We start from the raw sequence: 15,179 nt of genomic DNA, 5'->3' as shown, positions 1-15,179 counted from the left end.
TGCCATCCTACCTGGGCGGTTCCTCACCAGAAAGTCGATACACCGCTCCCGCCAACGCGACGAGCATCCAGGTCATGTACCAGATCTGCATGAACCCGGAGGTGTCCAGGATGAGGCAGATCACGATCAACGCGGCGATGGCGCCGCTGATTCCACTCGCGTACTCCGCGATAGGCCCGGTCGCCCGCGCGGACGCTCGGATCGCGAGGTACAGGGCGAGAGCGAGTGCCACCACGAAGGCGACCAGCCCGAACACTCCGGACTCCATGAGCCGGGAGAGGTATTGATTGTCCAGCACGGGCTGCTTCAGGGTCGGATAGGCCCCGACGCCCTGGCCGAACCACAGCCGCTTCCACACGTTCTCAGCGACGAACGCCTGACCCACCGCGCGAGATTGGAGCGAGGAGTCGTTGCCGGATCCTGCGAAGGTCGCGATCAGTGCGGTGATGATCTTGATGTGGAACACGGTCCCGACGACGAACATCGCGACCGCGCCGGTAACGATGATCAGCAGACGGCGCACCGGCCACCGCCAGCACATCACCGCAACCGCTGCGGCACCGCCAACCACCGCCGACCGGGACAGGGAAGCGAGGTCAGCGACCAGGATGATCGCCGTGCAGAGCGACCATGGCCACGTCTTCACACCGCGCTTGCGGGCGCTCAGAATCAGTGCGACGCCCAACGGAATGAGCACCGTAAGCACCGCACACAGTTCGAGTGCGTGCCCCGCGCTGCCCTGAGGTCGATTGAGCCCCTCGCGGGTGAAGTTCTTGATCAGGACGAAATCGCTGGCCTTGGTGATCACCGGGATTCTGAAGTTGGGCGCGAGATCGAGTCCTGTCACGGCGTAGACCAGCGCGAACAGCGCACTGACTGTCCCGCCGAGGACCAGACCTCCCAACACCACCCGCAACGGATGCTCCGAGCGGACCACCGCCAGGATGAGTAGAACCATCCCGACCAAAAGCATGTCGACCATGACGTAGCGGTCCATCGCGTCGACGGTGATTCCACTCGGCACGCCGCGTGCCATCGCGCCGCCGTACGAGATGAACGACGCGAAGGCATAGGCGAGGACAGCGGCTACGACGGTCCGGTCGCGCACCATCGGGGCGTACCCCGTGAATGCCGCGGTCGCCCAGACCACCGCTCCAACCGCGAACATCGTCTGCGCAAGCGTCATGCCGTAGGTCGCTGGTACCAGGATCGACTGCCGCATCGACAGCAGCGCGAAACCACAGGCCGCGACGAACACCGCCCCCGGCGGACCGACCTTCTCGGCGACTCGCCGCGCCACCGTCGACCCGATATCGACGGGGTCGACCAATGGCAGCGACTCCCGTAACTTGCTCATGGCGAGACTCGGTCCGGATCATGTCTTTCGGCGGCGGGATCGTCTGCCACCTCCATGTCACCTGCCACGCCAGACGACACGCTCGGGCCGCCGGTGGCCGGTCCCGCGGGCTCCGACGCCGCCGGTGATTCCGCCCCGCTGCCGGACTTCGCGCGCTCGTTTCGGACAGCGCTCCGGAGGCCCGCGATCATCGTGAACAGGAACATCGTCAAGCACACCCCCCCCATCGCATACCCGACGGCGGCTCGAATCGGATCCGCACCGCTGAGCACGCCCGGCCGCGGTTCGACGCTCACACGCAGGTCCGCAAGCGTCCCCTCGACGGCGCCCGACTCCCGCTGCATGTCGCGCAGCCGGATGCGGAGGAAATCGACCAGGGCGACCGCCGCCTCCCTGGACAGCCACTGGTTCGGCGCTCGGACGGCGAACAACACCTGCGGCGAGAGCTGGGCCGACGAGCCCTCACCCGCCACGGTCGACACCACGTAGTCCGGGGAACCGCCCTTCGCCTCGACCACGCGTCGAGCATCCTCACTGGTCGCGACCGTCGCGAGCACGTGCGCGAGCTGAGCGGTGTTCGACAGATTGGTGAACGGATTCAACGTGGGATTCGGATTTCCGGCGCCCGGCGGGATGGCGACGACGGCGCCGACCGATTCGTATTCGATCGTGACCGACTTCCAGCCGGCCGCCCCGCACACCACAGCGGCCACGATCGCAACGCCCACCACGACTCGGCGGAGGAAGACCGCGCGGACCATGCCCGCGATGTCCATCGCACCATCGTTCACGTTGTTCGTCCCGTCACCGTTACCGGCCGTCATGCTCGCGCCTTACGCGATCGCAACGATAGCCGCGCCGGCAGCGTACCTCGGTCCGCGCGCAGTACCGGGATCGCTCTCCACGTCAGGAGCGCTATGAGCACGGCTGCCAGAGCGGCGACCGTGCCGAAGATCAGTGCGGCGATGACGAGGTCACCGGTGACCTCGTGCGCCGCGGGCGCAGGCACTGCGACCTGAACCTTCGCCATCCGATCCGTGGGGACGCCGGCATCAGCCTGAATCGAGCGGACCGCGTCGCGGATCGCGGCGACGAGGGCTTCGGAACCGCGCTCCGCGGCGCCGGGCTCGTCGCCGTCGATGGCGTAGTCGATCTGCGCGACGTTCTGAGCGAAGTTCGCACGCACCTCACGCGCCACGGTCTCGATGATGTACCCGCGACGGGCGCCGGACGCCGCGACCACTCTGTCGCGGATCTCCTCCGACCGGACCTTCGTCGCCACCACCGCGGTGAATTGGGTCGAGTTGAACAGGTTTGCGAACGGATTCTGACCGGCATCGATGCTGCCCGCACCCGGCGGCATCACGATGACCGTCCCCTGCGTGGTGTAGTAGGGCGACGTCGTGGAGTATCCGACGACCCCGCCAATGATTCCCACCACCATCACCAGCGAGACGGCGATCAGCCTGCCGCGCAGACCGCGGAGCCACCGAACCAGATCCGTCCACATGTTCCCTCAGTACCCGCTCAGACTTCACGATCGCAATCGACTCTAGCGCGCCGCGCATCGCGGCCCAACCCGCGCGCCGTGACCGACTGCGGGCCTCGGGTCGACCGGGCCCAGGTAGATCGGCGTCATGGAGCCAGCGCTTCAGCGGAACCGACCGATCGGAACGGGTCCGTCATGAACGCACTGGGATACGACGGTGCTCGCGCCCGCCGCCCGCGCCATCGCAGGCGTCTGCGGCGGGACGCGCGTCGACGACGACGCGGAACAGGCTGCCTCGCTAGATCCGTCGGGCCAGGCCCACGCGGGTGAGCGTGCCGACGAGGCGCAGGGTGCGGGCGAGCTGCCGCGGTGAGGCCATGATGGTGCGCTTGTGCCGGTGTCCGGCGTCGGTGACGGGCTTGCCGTCGAGCCGGTCGGCCAGCCAGCCGAGCAGCAGAGGCGCCGACAGGAAGTGCATGGAGAAGTGGTCGCTCCACTGATCGGTGAGGTACTCGACGTGCGTGCCGCCGGACGTGTACCGCTCCACGTGGGCCTCGGCGTCGGAGGCCGGCGAGATCTGGTCCTTGGTGGACTGCACCACGAGCATCGGCACCGAGGGCGCGGACTGGCCGGGCCGGATGTCGTCGAAGATCTCCAGTAGCTTCGGCAGCCGCGCGATGTCCTCGAAGGGCAGGTCGCAGTAGTACCCGAAGTCCTTGTGCGCCATCTTGCGGATGGCCCGCTCCGGCGACCAGTCGAGTGCGTCCTCGTAGAAGAGCTTGCGGCCCTTGTCGTCGACGTGCTCGGCGAGCACCTCGCGCAGCGTCGGGTACTCGCGAGCCAGCGCAGCGATCACGAGCGTCGGCAGACCCGTGAACAGGGTGTTGTTGAGGTAGACGAAGACATTGCCCGGGTCGGAGACGGGCGCGCCGACGGCCCCGGCGATGAGGTTCAGCTCGGGGGCGTACGACGGTGCGATCTCCGCGGCCCAGGAGGTGGCGAGGCCGCCGCCGGAGTAGCCCCAGACGCCGAGGCGCGTATCCGCGGCGAGGCCGAGCGGCTCGTGGGAGAGCGCGGCGCGCAGCCCGTCGAGCACCATGTAGCCGGGCTCGCGGGGGATGCCCCAGCGACCGGTCTGGCCGCCGTGGTCGGGCACCGAGACGGTCCAGCCCTTGGCGACGGCCGCGGCGATGAAGAGGTACTCGATCTGTGGGAACGAGGCGTCGTCGCATCGGACGCCGTGCTGCAGCACGTACGAGGGGAAGGTCTTGGGGTGCAGCGAGTCGATCGCGCACTGGTACGAGACCAGCGGCGCACCCGGCTCCGCGCCGCGCAGCGGGCTGATCACCGTGGTCACCGTGACCTCGGGGACACCGTGCATGTTGACGGTGCGGTACAGCAGCTGGGTGGCACGCACCTTCTGCTTGATCCGGCCGAGGAAACCGATGCTCACGTCGCGGTACCGCAGCACAGTGCCTTCGGGCGCGTCCTCGAAGCCCGACGGGGCGTCGAAGAACGGGTCGATGCCCACCATCTGCGGTTCCGCAGGTGCGGGCCACAGCTCGGCGAGCTCCGTGCTGTTCTGCACAGCCGTCATGTCGCGTCCTCCTGATCGGGCGTTCGGAGCGACTGTACACACATTTGGGACAGATCTGAAGAATCTGTCCCATTGTGGTTCGGTTGCGGAGAATCAGGGACCGCGACCGGCGCTGCTCGCACCACTCGTTAGCGCACCATGTGAACATCCGGTGAATCCGTCCGCGATCGGGCGCATGACGGCTAATCTTCAGTTCGCTTAATGACGAATTGAGGTGAATGTCGTGACCCCAGGCGACCGGGTGCAACTACGCGACGAGGTGCTCGGCTTCGGCACGGTGCTCAGTGCGGACGACGAGGCGGTGTCCGTGAAGCTCGACGACGGCCGCGCCGTGGCGGTGCATCGCGAGGCCCTCGTCCTCCTTTGAGTCCGATCGCGGCCCCGACTGCGGGTGGGCCGCCCTCAGGAACCGGCCGCGGCCAGCATCGAGAGCGTCGCGCGCATCGAATCGATCACGGGCTCGGTGGCAATGGTGGGATCGATAGCGCGCTGGATGCCCAGCCCGATGCCGGCCGACAGCAGCAGCTCCGCCGCGGATTCGAGGACTCCCCGAAGTTCCGGCGCGATCTCATCCGCACCCGATTCGCCGCGCACCAGGTCGACGAGCATCTCGACGACGGTGCTGCAGGCGGCGGCACGCAGCTCGACGATCATCGCGAGCAGGTCAGGATCATTGCGCGCCACGGTGATGAACTCGAGCTCGAGCATGGTCCAGCCCACGTCACCGGCGGTCCGCTGCACCCAATCGGCGAGCAGATCGATGCGGCCCTGCAGCTCCCCCTCGCCGGTGACTACCCCCGCGAGCTCGCCGATCTTCTCGTCGTGGATGGCCTGCAGCACCTCGCGGCACAGGTTCGGCTTATCGACGAAATTCGAGTAGACGGCGCCCTTGGAATAGCCGGCCCGATCAGCGATGTCCTCCAGGCTCGCCGCCGCGTATCCGACCTCCAGGAAGCGGTCGCGCGCGGCGGTCAGCAGGTCAGCGCGGGTCTGCGCGCGTTGTTCCACCCTGGTCAGCCTGGCCACGGGAAAAGAATACGCGACTGGGTATTCAAAAACTTTCAGTATTCGGATACTCTCGGTCGCACCAGATCGAAAGGATCCACCATGGCCTTCTTCGGCCCCTCCCGCGACCATCTCGCCCGGCTCGACGGTGCGCTCGTCGTCATCACGGGCGGCGCCCGCGGCATCGGCGCCGCCACCGCCCGCCTGTTCGCGCAGCACGGCGCCCGCATCGTCCTCGCGGATATCGACCTCGACGTCGCGCAGACCACCGCAGCGACGATTCCCGGCTCGCGCGCCGCGCGGCTCGACGTCACCGACCGCGCATCCTGGGCCGCACTCGTCGCCGACCTCGACGCCCCGGTCGACGTCCTGATCAACAATGCCGGCGTCATGCCGCTCGGGCACTTCGAGGACGAGTCCGAGACCACCACCGACCTCATCCTCGATGTCAACGTGCGCGGCATGCTCAACGGCATGCGCGCCGTGATCCCCGGGATGGCCGCGGCCGGCGGCGGCCACGTCGTGAACGTCGCGTCGATGGCCGGGATGATCCCGATCCCGGGCATGGTCACCTACAACGCCAGCAAGTTCGCCGCACTCGGGGCGTCGCTCGCCGCCCGCCGCGAATACGAGGTCGCGGGCGTCTCCGTCTGCGCGATCCTCCCGTCGGCGGTGCGCACCGAGCTCTCCTCCGGGGCGCAGCTGGGCGGCGCCCTGCCCACCGTCGACCCCGAGGACGTGGCCTCCGCGATCCTCGACACCCTCCGCACCCGCGCGGCACGCACCTCCGTCCCGAAGTGGGTCGCCCCGGGCTGGAGCCTCGTCGAGGCCTTCGTCCCCGAGCCGATCGAACGGCTCGCGCGCAAACTCCTCGACGACCGGCGCACGCTCGACCTCGACGCCGAGGCCCGCCAGGCCTACACGGATCGCATCGCCCGGCAAGCCACCGACCACGCGGACCACGCCGCCCTCACCGACGGGGAGGCCGCCCGGTGACCCGCGCACTCGTGATCGGATGCGGCGGCACCATCGGCGGGGCGTGGACCATCGCCGCGCTGGCCGCGCTCGAGGAGCAACTGGACACGGACGTGCGCGACCTCGACGTGCTCCAGGGCACCTCCGCCGGCTCGGAGATCATCACTGCACTGCAGGCCTTCTCGGTCCAGGACCTCGTCGCCATGCAGGAAGGTCGCGCGGAATCGCCCGTCCTGCAACGTCACCTGGCCGCGACGCCGGCGCCCCTGCCGCGGATCCCGTTCTCGCTGCCGACGGACCCGTCGACCCTGTGGACCCGCCGCGGCGGGCATGCCCCGCTGACCGGCGTCGCCCCGCGCGGCCGCGGCGACGCGACCTGGCTACAGGAGCTCGCCGACGCCACCGTCGGGCCGGGCGCGCTCGTGCCGCCGAAGGCCCGGCTCGTCGCCTACGAGCCCGCCACGGGCGAGCGCGTCGCCTTCGGCGCACCCGGGGCTCCGAAAGCCACTGCGGGCGAAGCCCTCCGCGCGTCGTGGGCGATCCCCGCGTGGATGCCGCCCGTCGAGATCGAGGGCCGCACCTACGTCGACGGCGGCGCCGCATCAACCGCCTCGGTCGACCTCATCGCCCCGCAGGACGCCGACGAGATCGTCGCCGTGGTCTCCATGGCCTCGGCGCCCGGCGTCCGCGGGCCCGGCCTCGGCGGCCTCCTCGAGTACGCCGCACTGCGCCGCCCCATGTCGACCGTCTTCTGGAACGAGGTCGCCGTGGCGCGGGCCCGGGGACAGAAGGTCACCGTGATCTCCCCCGACGGCGCCGATCTCGCGGGCCTCGGCTCGAACTTCATGACGAGGGGCAAGCGGGCGGGGGCCTTCGCGGCCGCGCAGCGCACTGCCCCGCTCGCCGTCCGCCGTGGCCTGGAGGAGGCACGATGACCGAGCCCCGCGTCGTGGTCATCGGCGCCGGCGTCGCCGGCATCTCGACCGCGCACGTCCTGCAGGAGCAGGGTTTCACGGACTGGGTCGTCCTGGAGAAGGGCGCCGACGTGGGCGGCGTCTGGTACTGGAACCACTACCCCGGCCTCACCTGCGACGTGCCCTCGCAGATCTACCAGTTCGCCTTCGCCCCGAAGCCGGACTGGGAGCGCATCTGGGCCACCGGCCCCCAGATCCAGCAGTACCACCGCGACGTCGTCGAGCAGCTCGGTCTGCAGGACCGGATCCGCTGCAACACCGAGGTCCTCGCCGCCGAGTTCGACGACGCCGCCGCCACCTGGACCCTCACCCTGAACACCGGCGAGACGATGACCGCCGACTTCGTCATCTGCGCCACCGGCGTCCTGCACAACCCCGCGATCCCCGACATCGAGGGCCTGGCGGACTTCGACGGCGACGTCGTGCACACCGCCCGCTGGGACGACTCGCTCGTCACCGAGGGCCGGCGGATCGCGGTCATCGGCACCGGATCGACCGGCGTGCAGGTGGTCTCGGCGCTGCAGCCGACGGCGGAGCACCTCACGCATTTCGTCCGCTCACCGCAGTGGGTGCTGTGGGCGCCGATGCGGCTGCCCCAGATCAGGCTCCTCTCCGAGCTCTTCACACGGGCGCCGAAGGTGCTCGACCAAGTGCACCAGGGCCTGCTCTGGGGCTCGGGCATCCTCGCCGATATCGCGACGAAGCCGTCGTGGCGGCGCAGCGCGGTCCAGGCGTACGCCCGACTCTCGCTGCGGGCACAGCTGCCCTCGGCGCTGCGGAAGGACCTCACGCCCGAGGACGAGCCGCTGTGCAAGCGGCAGGTCGTCTCCGGCACCTACTACTCGGCGCTCAAGGCCCGCAACGCCTCCCTGGTGACCGACGGCATCGAGCGGATCGAGACGACCGGCATCCGGACCGCCGACGGCACGCTCCACGAGGCGGACCTCCTCGTGCTCGCCACCGGCTTCCGCGCGCACGATTACATGCGGCCCATGCAGGTGACGGGACGTGACGGAGTGAAGCTCGACGATGCCTGGGCCGAGGGTCCGCGGGCCTACCGCATGACGGCGATCCCCGGCTTCCCCAACCTCTTCACCGTGCTCGGCCCCAACTCCCCGACGGGCTCCATCTCCCTGCAGTTCTCCGCCGATCTCACGGCGAAGTTCATCGCGCAGTGGCTCGATCGGTTCCGCCGCGGCGAGGTCCGCGCGGTGGAGGTCACCGAGGAGGCCACAGAGGCCTTCAACCGGCAGGTGGCGGAGGCCATGGGCCCGACGGTCTGGAACACCGGCTGCAACTCCTGGTATTTCACCGAGGGCGGGTCGATCGACCTGTGGCCCTTCGACCGGAAAACCATGGTGCGCATGCTGTCCGCACCCGACGACGCGGACTTCCACGTCCGACGGTCCGCCGACCGCACCTGACGATCACGGCGTCCCGAGGCGGGCGCGCAGGACGGAGAGGGCCCGGTGCTGCGTGAGCAGCACCGGGCCTTCGTGATCCTCCGATCCGCGTGCGGCGAACGCTCCTCCGCGCGGTCCCGATTCCGTCCCGGTCGTGTCGCAGCCCCTTGACATCGTGTCGGCCAACCACCATTCTGAACACAGTTCAGATACTGAACCTCGTTCAGATTGGAGGCCGTCATGGCCGCACCCTCGCTCCTCGGACGCCTGTCCAGCCCCCGCCGGGAGACCGATCCGCACCGCCTCGCGCAGGCCGTCCGCGGTCGCACCGTCCTCGTCACCGGCGCCTCCTTCGGGCTCGGCGCCGCCACGGCGGAGCTCTTCGCCGCCGCCGGCGCCACCGTCCTGCTGGTCGCCCGCACCGCCGACAAGCTCGACGAGGTCGCCGCCCAGATCCGGGCCGACGGCGGCACCGCCCACGTAGTGCCGGCCGACCTCACCGACCCGCTGGCCGTCGAGGAACTCGCCGCCGCGATCCTCCAGCGTCACGGTGCGCCCGACATCGTGATCAACAACGCCGGCAAGTCGATCCGCCGCTCACTCACCCTGCAGCTCGACCGACCGCAGGACTTCGAGCGGACCGTCGACATCAACTACCTGGGACCCGTCCGGCTCCTGCTGCGCCTCGTCCCCGCCATGACCGACGCGGGCGGCGGCCGGATCGTCAACATCTCCACGGTCGGCGTGCGCATGCACCCCGGGCCGCGGTGGGGCGCGTACCAGGCGTCGAAGGGCGCCTTCGATACGTGGTTCCGCAGCGTGGCCCCGGAACTCCACGCCCGGAACATCAGCGCGACGTCGATCTACATGGCGCTGATCCACACCCGCATGAGCGCGCCCACCCCCAGCATGCGACGGCTCCCCGGCCTGCACCCGGAGCACGCGGCACAGATCGTGGCCGCCGCCGTGGTCGACGGCCCGCGCTCACTAGCGCCGTGGTGGTCCTGGCCGCTCGACGTGGCCTCCACCGTCGCGGGCGGCGCCTTCTCCGCGGCCTACACGCTGGCCTTCCGGTTCGGCGAGGACTCGCCCTCGGCCCGGGCGAGCGCGGAGGTCCTCCGATGAGCGCAGTCCCCGAGGTCGTCCGCGCGGCGCTGGGGTCCGGCCTGCTGGTCCCGCCGCCGCCCCACCGGTGGCCCGCCGTCGCCCGCGGCCTCGGCTCCGGTGCGCCCGGATTCGGCACCCTGCTGCGCGTCGCGGCAGCGCGCACGCCCCGTCGGATCGCGCTCGTCGACGACGAGGGAGCGCTCACCTACGGGGACCTCCTCGCCGAGGTCGGCGCAGCCGCGACCGCGCTGCAGAGGAACCACGGCGTCGGTCCCGGCGACACTGTCGGCGTCCTGTGCCGCAACGGACGACGGTTCGTGGTCTCCCTTCTCGCGACGGCGACCCTCGGAGCCGACGTCCTGCTGCTCAACACCGACTTCCGCGGCCGCGCCCTCGCCGCATCGCTCGAGGGCCACGACGTGCGGCTCGTGATCGCCGACCCGGAGTTCGCCGGAGTCCTGGACGAAATCCCCGAGACCGCGATCGCCTCGTCCGCCCTGCGCGACCGCTGGGGCACCGTCGATCCCGCCCCGCACGAGGGGCGACTCATCCTGCTCACGTCCGGGACGACCGGCACCCCGCGCGGCGTGCCGCGCGATGCGGCACCGTCGACTCTGCTCGGGATGACCGCGAGCGTGATCGCCCGCACCGGCGCGCACGTCGGCTACCGCACCGCGGTGGCGGTGCCCTTCTTCCACGCCTTCGGCCTCGCCGCGCTCGCCCTCACACTGGGCCTGGGCGGCACCGTCATCACCCAGTCGCGCTTCGATCCCGCACCGGCGCTGGCACGGGCGGCCGCGCACCGCGCCGACGCACTGATGGTGGTCCCGGCGATGCTCCCCCGGATCCTCGATGCCGCCCCCGGCGAAGGGGTTCCGCCGGTCGTTCTGAGCGGCGGCTCGGCACTGCTCCCCGCGCTCGCGGACCGGTTCACCGCCCGCTTCGGCGATGTCCTGTTCAACGGCTACGGCTCCTCCGAGGTCGCGCTCGCCACCCTCGCCACGCCCGATGACCTGCTGCGCGCCCCGGGCACCGTCGGGCGGCCGGTCGCAGGGGCCACCGTCCGGGTCCTCGACGACGACGGTGCGCCCGCCCCCACCGGGATCACGGGTCGGATCTTCGTCGGTGGCCGCGCGGCCGTCGGCCGATACACGGGCGGCCCCGACAAGGCCCGCGTCGGAGCGCTGATCGCGACCGGCGACCTCGGACATCTCGACCGGCACGGATTGCTGCACGTGGCGGGTCGCGACGACGACATGATCGTCAGCGGCGGCGAGAACGTCTACCCGCGCGCCGTCGAGAACGCCCTCGCCGCGCATGCGGGCGTCGCGGACTCCTGCGCCCTGGGCGTCACCGACGCGCAGTACGGCCATCGCCTCGTCGCGCTCGTGGAGGCGGATCCCGCTCGGCTGACCGAGGAGTCGCTCCGCGACTACCTGCGAGGGACCCTGTCCCGGTTCGAGCAGCCCCGCGACATCCGGTTCGTCGGCGAGATCCCCCGCAACGCCGCGGGCAAGGTCGATCGGCGCGCTGCCGCCGCGCTGCTCGCGGGCCTCGACGTGGAAGGAGCCTCCCGATGACGATCCACCTGTTCGACGTGGCGCCCCTGCGCCCGCTGGGCGGCGGCGAGGTGCCGACACTGTCGCTCGTCGTCGTCGACGGTGACCGCGTGCTCGCCGTCGACGTCGGCTTCCCGTCCGCGGTCTTCGAGGACCCGACGCTGATCGGCTTCGAGCGCTTCTTCCTCCGGCTGCCGCATCGCCCCGAAGCGTCTCTGCTGCACCGTCTCGCGTCGATCGGGCTGTGTCGCGAGGACCTCACCGACATCGTGCTCACGCATCTGCACAGCGAGCACGCCGCCGGGATCGTGGACTTCCCCGACGCCACCGTGCACGTCGCCGCGACGGAGCTCGAGACCTCCCGGTCCGGCTCGCTGCGCGCACGGGTCTCGTACCGCTCCCGGTTCTTCGCGCACGACCCGCGCTGGCGGTCGCACGCGGGGACGGGTGACTGGCTCGGCGTCAGCGGCTGCTCCTGGATCACCGGCGACGTGGTCCTCGTGCCGCTCCCCGGACACACCGTCGGGCACTGCGGCGTGGCGGTGCGACTCGACGACGCCTGGCTCCTACACACGGGCGACGCCGGCTACGGCGACCCCCGCACCGGCGCGCCCGCCGCATTCCCGCTCGCCCAGTACGAGCGGATCTCCATGGCCGCACCGCAGCTCCAGGCGTCCACCCGGGAGACGCTGCGGCGCCTCGCCGCCCGCGACGACGTCCACACGATCTCGTCGCACCGCTACCCACCCCGGCTCCCGCTCGCCGTCGCGGAGGCCACCGAACGGAGTACCCGATGACCGCTACCATCAAGCGCGTCACGATCGACGCCGAACCCGCACCCTTCGACGCGCTCATCGCTCGACCGTCCGCACCAGAAGGCCCGCGCCCCTCCGTGCTCCTCGTCCACGACATCACCGGCGCGGAGACCGACATCGAGCGGAACCTCCGCATCGTGGCGGACGCGGGCTACCTCGCGATGGCGCCGCTGCTGTTCACCGCGGGGCCGCATCGCCTGGGCTGCATCGTCTCCACGATGCGCTCGCTCGGCACGGGTAAAGGCCCCGCGTTCGCCGTGCTGGAGCGCGCCCGCGGCGCCCTGGCCGCCGACCCCCAGTCGACCGGCGAGGTCGCCATCACCGGCTTCTGCATGGGCGGTGGCTTCGCCCTCCTCGAGGGCGACGACCGGTACGTCGCGGCGGCGCCCTTCTACGGCAGCCTCACCACGTACCGCGCCGTCACCGCCGACACCTGCCCCGTGGTCGGATCCTTCGGCTCCCGTGACCCGTTCCTCCCGTTCGGCGAGCGGCGCCTGCGCCGCGTCCTCGACCGGCACGGCGTCCCGTCCGACCTCAAGACCTATCCCGGCGTCGGCCACAGCTTCGCCAACCGGATCGAGTCGGCGCCCGACGCGGTGCTGCGGGTCCTGGGCCTCGGGTACGACGAGGCCGCCTCGGCCGATGCCTGGTCGCGCGTCTTCGCCTTTTTCGCGGCGCGCTTCGCGGACGGAAGCGCCGCGTGATCGGCCGGGTGCACCACCTCAATTGCGGCACCCTCCGGCCCGTCGGCGCGCCACCCATGGTCTGCCACGTCCTGCTGCTCGAGACCGACGCGGGGCTCGTGCTCGTCGATACTGGGCTCGGGCTAGCCGACATCGCGGCGCCCGCAGCCAGGCTGGGCGGAGGACTCGCACGGGTGATCCGACCCGATTTCGTCGCCGCGGAGACCGCGGTCGCCCAGGTGGAGGCTCTCGGATTCGATCGGTCCGACGTCACCCACATCGTCGCCTCGCACCTCGACTCCGATCACACGGGCGGGATCGACGACTTCCCCGGTGCGACCGTCCATGCCACCGCGGCGGAAGTGCAGTCGGCCCGTGGTGCCCGAGGCCTTCCGGCCGCAGTGCGTTACCGGCCGTGGCGCCGTTCCCCGGAGCCCGCTGTGGCGGCGTACGAGGACTTCCCCGAGGACTGGTTCGGATTCGCGGCGGCGCGGTTGACGCCGTTGGGCGACGACGCGCTCCTGGTCCCACTACCCGGCCACACGCCGGGCCATGCGGGGGTCGCTGTGCGGGTCGGCGACGGCTGGCTCCTGCACTGTGGCGACGCCTTCTACCACCGCGCAGCCGTTGTCGGCGGGACCGTCCCCCTCGCGCTGCGCGCCGGCCAATTCGTCTCCGCCACCCGGCGGCGGGAGGCCCGGGACACCCGGGACCGGCTCGCCGAGACCTTCGGCGACGGTGCCGAATCCGTCCGCCTGGTGTGCGCGCATGATCCGGTGATGTACGCCGAGGCAGCGCGGGGCAGTATCGGGGGATGACGACAGGCAGGCCCGCCACGCAGTGGGGCGACCGCGACCAGCGCCGGATCGACATCCTCCGCTCGGGGGAGGACCTGCTGCGTAGCGGCGGCTACGCCGCCCTCCGCATGCGGGACGTCGCGGACGGCGCCGGGATCTCGCTCGGCACCGTGTACACCTACTTCGCGACCAAGGAGAACCTCTTCATCGGGGTCTTCGCCGAGCACGTGCTGCGCATGACGGAGCGGCTGCGCCCTCGGCTCGAGGAGGCGTCCGACTTCGTCGACGTGTTCACGGCGGCGGCGAACGAGTACCGCGACGGCTATCCCGTCTTCGGCAGGCAGTTCGACGCTCTCGCGCTGGTCGAGACCGCGGATGCGTTGCAGCCCGCCGTGGAACAGGGCCTCCGGGACGCGACTGCCGGCCTCATCGGGGCCCTGGGGGAGGCCCTCGTCCGCGCTGGGTACGAGGGCGATCTGCGCGCTGCGATGGCCGTCCTGTGGTCGGAGGTCACCGGCCTCGCGAACCACTACACGACAGAGCGCCGGGAGTTCCTGGACGTGAGCTGGGACGACGCCGTGGCGTTCGCCGCCCGGACCCTTGGGCGCGGCCTCGGCGTCGTCGACCCCACTGAGGGCCGCACCTAGAACCACACGCGGGCGAGCCAGAGCGCGAGGCCGAGGCCGCAGATCGCGACCACGACGCGCAGCTTCCCGGCATCGATCCGCGCCACGACGGGCGGGCCGCACCAGCCGCCGGCGAAGCCGCCGATCGCCATCGCTATGGCCGCGGGCCAGTGCACCGGCCCGAACACCGCGAAGCCGAGGGCGGCCGCGAGGTTCGCGAGGCCGAGGACGTAGCTCTTCAGCATCGCCGCGCGCCACAGTGGTTCGGACGTGGCCAGCAGGGTGAGCGCCAGGATCATCACGCCGGCGCCCGCACCGAAGTAGCCGCCGTACACGGCGACCAGGAAGACCCCGACGGAGTAGAACCGCGCAAGCCGCTGCACCACGGGGCGCTCGTGCAGGAGCGGCTGCAGCAGGATCGCGATCGCGGCGATCGCGATGAGCACCGGCACGACCCGCTCGAACATGCTCCCCGGTGCCAGCAGGAGCAACGCGGATCCGGCGGTCCCGCCCGCGATCGCCAGCGCGGCGAGCGAGCGCATCTGCGCGCGGTTCGTGGCGAGCTCCGACGCCGACGAGGCGATAGACCCGCCGCCCACCGCCACCATCGCGACGGTGTTGGTCACATTGGCCGCGACCGGCGACAGGCCGAACGCGAGCAGCGCGGGGTAGGAGACGATCGAAGCGAGCCCGGTGATGTAGCCGATGAGACCCGCGCCGAAGCCCGCGATCACCATCACGGCGGCCGTCGTCGCCGTCATCGGCTCCCCATCGTCGCACTGTACTGCGCGA

General features: G+C 70.9%; 16 protein-coding genes. 10 read left to right on the top strand and 6 right to left on the bottom strand.

Annotation, left to right across the window (positions count from 1 at the left end; all coding sequences use genetic code 11):
• Positions 1-7: 7 nt before the first annotated feature.
• The 4 genes from HNP44_RS05760 to HNP44_RS05745 form a co-directional block, all read right to left on the bottom strand.
• Positions 8-1,357 carry an O-antigen ligase family protein gene (locus HNP44_RS05760; RefSeq protein WP_259142164.1) on the bottom strand — a complete coding sequence of 450 codons (1,350 nt, stop codon included), beginning with the start codon at positions 1,355-1,357 and terminating at the stop codon, positions 8-10.
• Positions 1,354-2,070 (bottom strand): hypothetical protein, encoded by a 717-nt coding sequence (locus HNP44_RS05755; RefSeq protein ID WP_259142165.1) that lies wholly within the window; start codon positions 2,068-2,070, stop codon positions 1,354-1,356. The genes HNP44_RS05760 and HNP44_RS05755 overlap by 4 nt, the downstream gene beginning before the upstream one ends.
• Positions 2,071-2,177: 107 nt before the next feature.
• Positions 2,178-2,867: a hypothetical protein gene (locus tag HNP44_RS05750; protein WP_259142166.1), complete on the bottom strand. Its 690-nt coding sequence runs from the start codon at positions 2,865-2,867 to the stop codon at positions 2,178-2,180.
• Positions 2,868-3,144: 277 nt separating this feature from the next.
• Positions 3,145-4,443, bottom strand: coding sequence for a lipase family protein (locus HNP44_RS05745; protein ID WP_259142167.1), 1,299 nt, complete (start codon positions 4,441-4,443; stop codon positions 3,145-3,147).
• Between the two features lie 223 nt (positions 4,444-4,666).
• Here HNP44_RS05745 and HNP44_RS05740 point away from each other — a divergent pair, with 223 nt between their 5' ends.
• Entirely contained in the window at positions 4,667-4,810 is a 144-nt protein-coding gene (locus HNP44_RS05740; RefSeq protein ID WP_224644871.1) for a hypothetical protein, read from the top strand.
• A gap of 35 nt (positions 4,811-4,845) precedes the next feature.
• Here HNP44_RS05740 and HNP44_RS05735 read toward each other — a convergent pair whose 3' ends face one another.
• Positions 4,846-5,469 carry a TetR/AcrR family transcriptional regulator gene (locus tag HNP44_RS05735; protein WP_259142168.1) on the bottom strand — a complete coding sequence of 208 codons (624 nt, stop codon included), beginning with the start codon at positions 5,467-5,469 and terminating at the stop codon, positions 4,846-4,848.
• An 81-nt stretch (positions 5,470-5,550) separates the two neighbouring features.
• Here HNP44_RS05735 and HNP44_RS05730 point away from each other — a divergent pair, with 81 nt between their 5' ends.
• The 9 genes from HNP44_RS05730 to HNP44_RS05690 all read left to right on the top strand — a co-directional run bounded on the left by HNP44_RS05730 (position 5,551) and on the right by HNP44_RS05690 (position 14,408).
• Positions 5,551-6,444, top strand: coding sequence for an SDR family oxidoreductase (locus tag HNP44_RS05730; protein ID WP_259142169.1), 894 nt, complete (start codon positions 5,551-5,553; stop codon positions 6,442-6,444).
• Positions 6,441-7,358: a patatin-like phospholipase family protein gene (locus HNP44_RS05725; protein ID WP_259142170.1), complete on the top strand. Its 918-nt coding sequence runs from the start codon at positions 6,441-6,443 to the stop codon at positions 7,356-7,358. The genes HNP44_RS05730 and HNP44_RS05725 overlap by 4 nt, the downstream gene beginning before the upstream one ends.
• Positions 7,355-8,821 carry a flavin-containing monooxygenase gene (locus HNP44_RS05720; protein WP_259142171.1) on the top strand — a complete coding sequence of 489 codons (1,467 nt, stop codon included), beginning with the start codon at positions 7,355-7,357 and terminating at the stop codon, positions 8,819-8,821. Before HNP44_RS05725 ends, HNP44_RS05720 begins: the two co-directional genes overlap by 4 nt.
• A 219-nt stretch (positions 8,822-9,040) precedes the next feature.
• The gene (locus HNP44_RS05715; RefSeq protein WP_259142172.1) at positions 9,041-9,925 is read left to right on the top strand and encodes an SDR family NAD(P)-dependent oxidoreductase; all 885 of its coding nucleotides are present in this window, start codon (positions 9,041-9,043) and stop codon (positions 9,923-9,925) included.
• The gene (locus HNP44_RS05710; protein ID WP_259142173.1) at positions 9,922-11,487 is read left to right on the top strand and encodes an AMP-binding protein; all 1,566 of its coding nucleotides are present in this window, start codon (positions 9,922-9,924) and stop codon (positions 11,485-11,487) included. The genes HNP44_RS05715 and HNP44_RS05710 overlap by 4 nt, the downstream gene beginning before the upstream one ends.
• Complete coding sequence (locus tag HNP44_RS05705) at positions 11,484-12,263, top strand: MBL fold metallo-hydrolase (protein ID WP_259142174.1); 780 nt, start codon at positions 11,484-11,486, stop codon at positions 12,261-12,263. The genes HNP44_RS05710 and HNP44_RS05705 overlap by 4 nt, the downstream gene beginning before the upstream one ends.
• On the top strand, positions 12,260-12,985 hold the full coding sequence (locus tag HNP44_RS05700) for a dienelactone hydrolase family protein (protein ID WP_259142175.1): 726 nt from the start codon (positions 12,260-12,262) through the stop codon (positions 12,983-12,985). The genes HNP44_RS05705 and HNP44_RS05700 overlap by 4 nt, the downstream gene beginning before the upstream one ends.
• Positions 12,982-13,782, top strand: coding sequence for an MBL fold metallo-hydrolase (locus HNP44_RS05695; RefSeq protein ID WP_259142176.1), 801 nt, complete (start codon positions 12,982-12,984; stop codon positions 13,780-13,782). The genes HNP44_RS05700 and HNP44_RS05695 overlap by 4 nt, the downstream gene beginning before the upstream one ends.
• On the top strand, positions 13,779-14,408 hold the full coding sequence (locus HNP44_RS05690) for a TetR/AcrR family transcriptional regulator (RefSeq protein WP_259142178.1): 630 nt from the start codon (positions 13,779-13,781) through the stop codon (positions 14,406-14,408). The genes HNP44_RS05695 and HNP44_RS05690 overlap by 4 nt, the downstream gene beginning before the upstream one ends.
• Here the strand turns inward: HNP44_RS05690 and HNP44_RS05685 are convergent.
• Positions 14,405-15,148: a sulfite exporter TauE/SafE family protein gene (locus tag HNP44_RS05685; protein ID WP_259142179.1), complete on the bottom strand. Its 744-nt coding sequence runs from the start codon at positions 15,146-15,148 to the stop codon at positions 14,405-14,407. The two genes, HNP44_RS05690 and HNP44_RS05685, sit on opposite strands and share 4 nt — an antisense overlap.
• Positions 15,149-15,179 lie beyond the last annotated feature (31 nt).

The sequence above is a fragment of the Tsukamurella ocularis genome (genome assembly GCF_024807615.1).
Taxonomy (GTDB): domain Bacteria; phylum Actinomycetota; class Actinomycetes; order Mycobacteriales; family Mycobacteriaceae; genus Tsukamurella; species Tsukamurella ocularis.
Note: the sequence above shows the minus strand (reverse complement) of the source record. Positions and strands in the feature narration are given on the sequence as shown.

Bases quoted from the DNA above. Each gene is read 5' to 3' on its own strand.
- HNP44_RS05705 (WP_259142174.1), top strand. From the start codon at position 11,484: ATGACGATCCACCTGTTCGACGTGGCGCCCCTGCGCCCGCTGGGCGGC.
- HNP44_RS05745 (WP_259142167.1), bottom strand. From the start codon at position 4,443: ATGACGGCTGTGCAGAACAGCACGGAGCTCGCCGAGCTGTGGCCCGCA.
- HNP44_RS05730 (WP_259142169.1), top strand. From the start codon at position 5,551: ATGGCCTTCTTCGGCCCCTCCCGCGACCATCTCGCCCGGCTCGACGGT.
- HNP44_RS05710 (WP_259142173.1), top strand. From the start codon at position 9,922: ATGAGCGCAGTCCCCGAGGTCGTCCGCGCGGCGCTGGGGTCCGGCCTG.
- HNP44_RS05715 (WP_259142172.1), top strand. From the start codon at position 9,041: ATGGCCGCACCCTCGCTCCTCGGACGCCTGTCCAGCCCCCGCCGGGAG.
- HNP44_RS05720 (WP_259142171.1), top strand. From the start codon at position 7,355: ATGACCGAGCCCCGCGTCGTGGTCATCGGCGCCGGCGTCGCCGGCATC.
- HNP44_RS05760 (WP_259142164.1), bottom strand. From the start codon at position 1,357: ATGAGCAAGTTACGGGAGTCGCTGCCATTGGTCGACCCCGTCGATATC.
- HNP44_RS05750 (WP_259142166.1), bottom strand. From the start codon at position 2,867: ATGTGGACGGATCTGGTTCGGTGGCTCCGCGGTCTGCGCGGCAGGCTG.
- HNP44_RS05700 (WP_259142175.1), top strand. From the start codon at position 12,260: ATGACCGCTACCATCAAGCGCGTCACGATCGACGCCGAACCCGCACCC.
- HNP44_RS05690 (WP_259142178.1), top strand. From the start codon at position 13,779: ATGACGACAGGCAGGCCCGCCACGCAGTGGGGCGACCGCGACCAGCGC.
- HNP44_RS05685 (WP_259142179.1), bottom strand. From the start codon at position 15,148: ATGACGGCGACGACGGCCGCCGTGATGGTGATCGCGGGCTTCGGCGCG.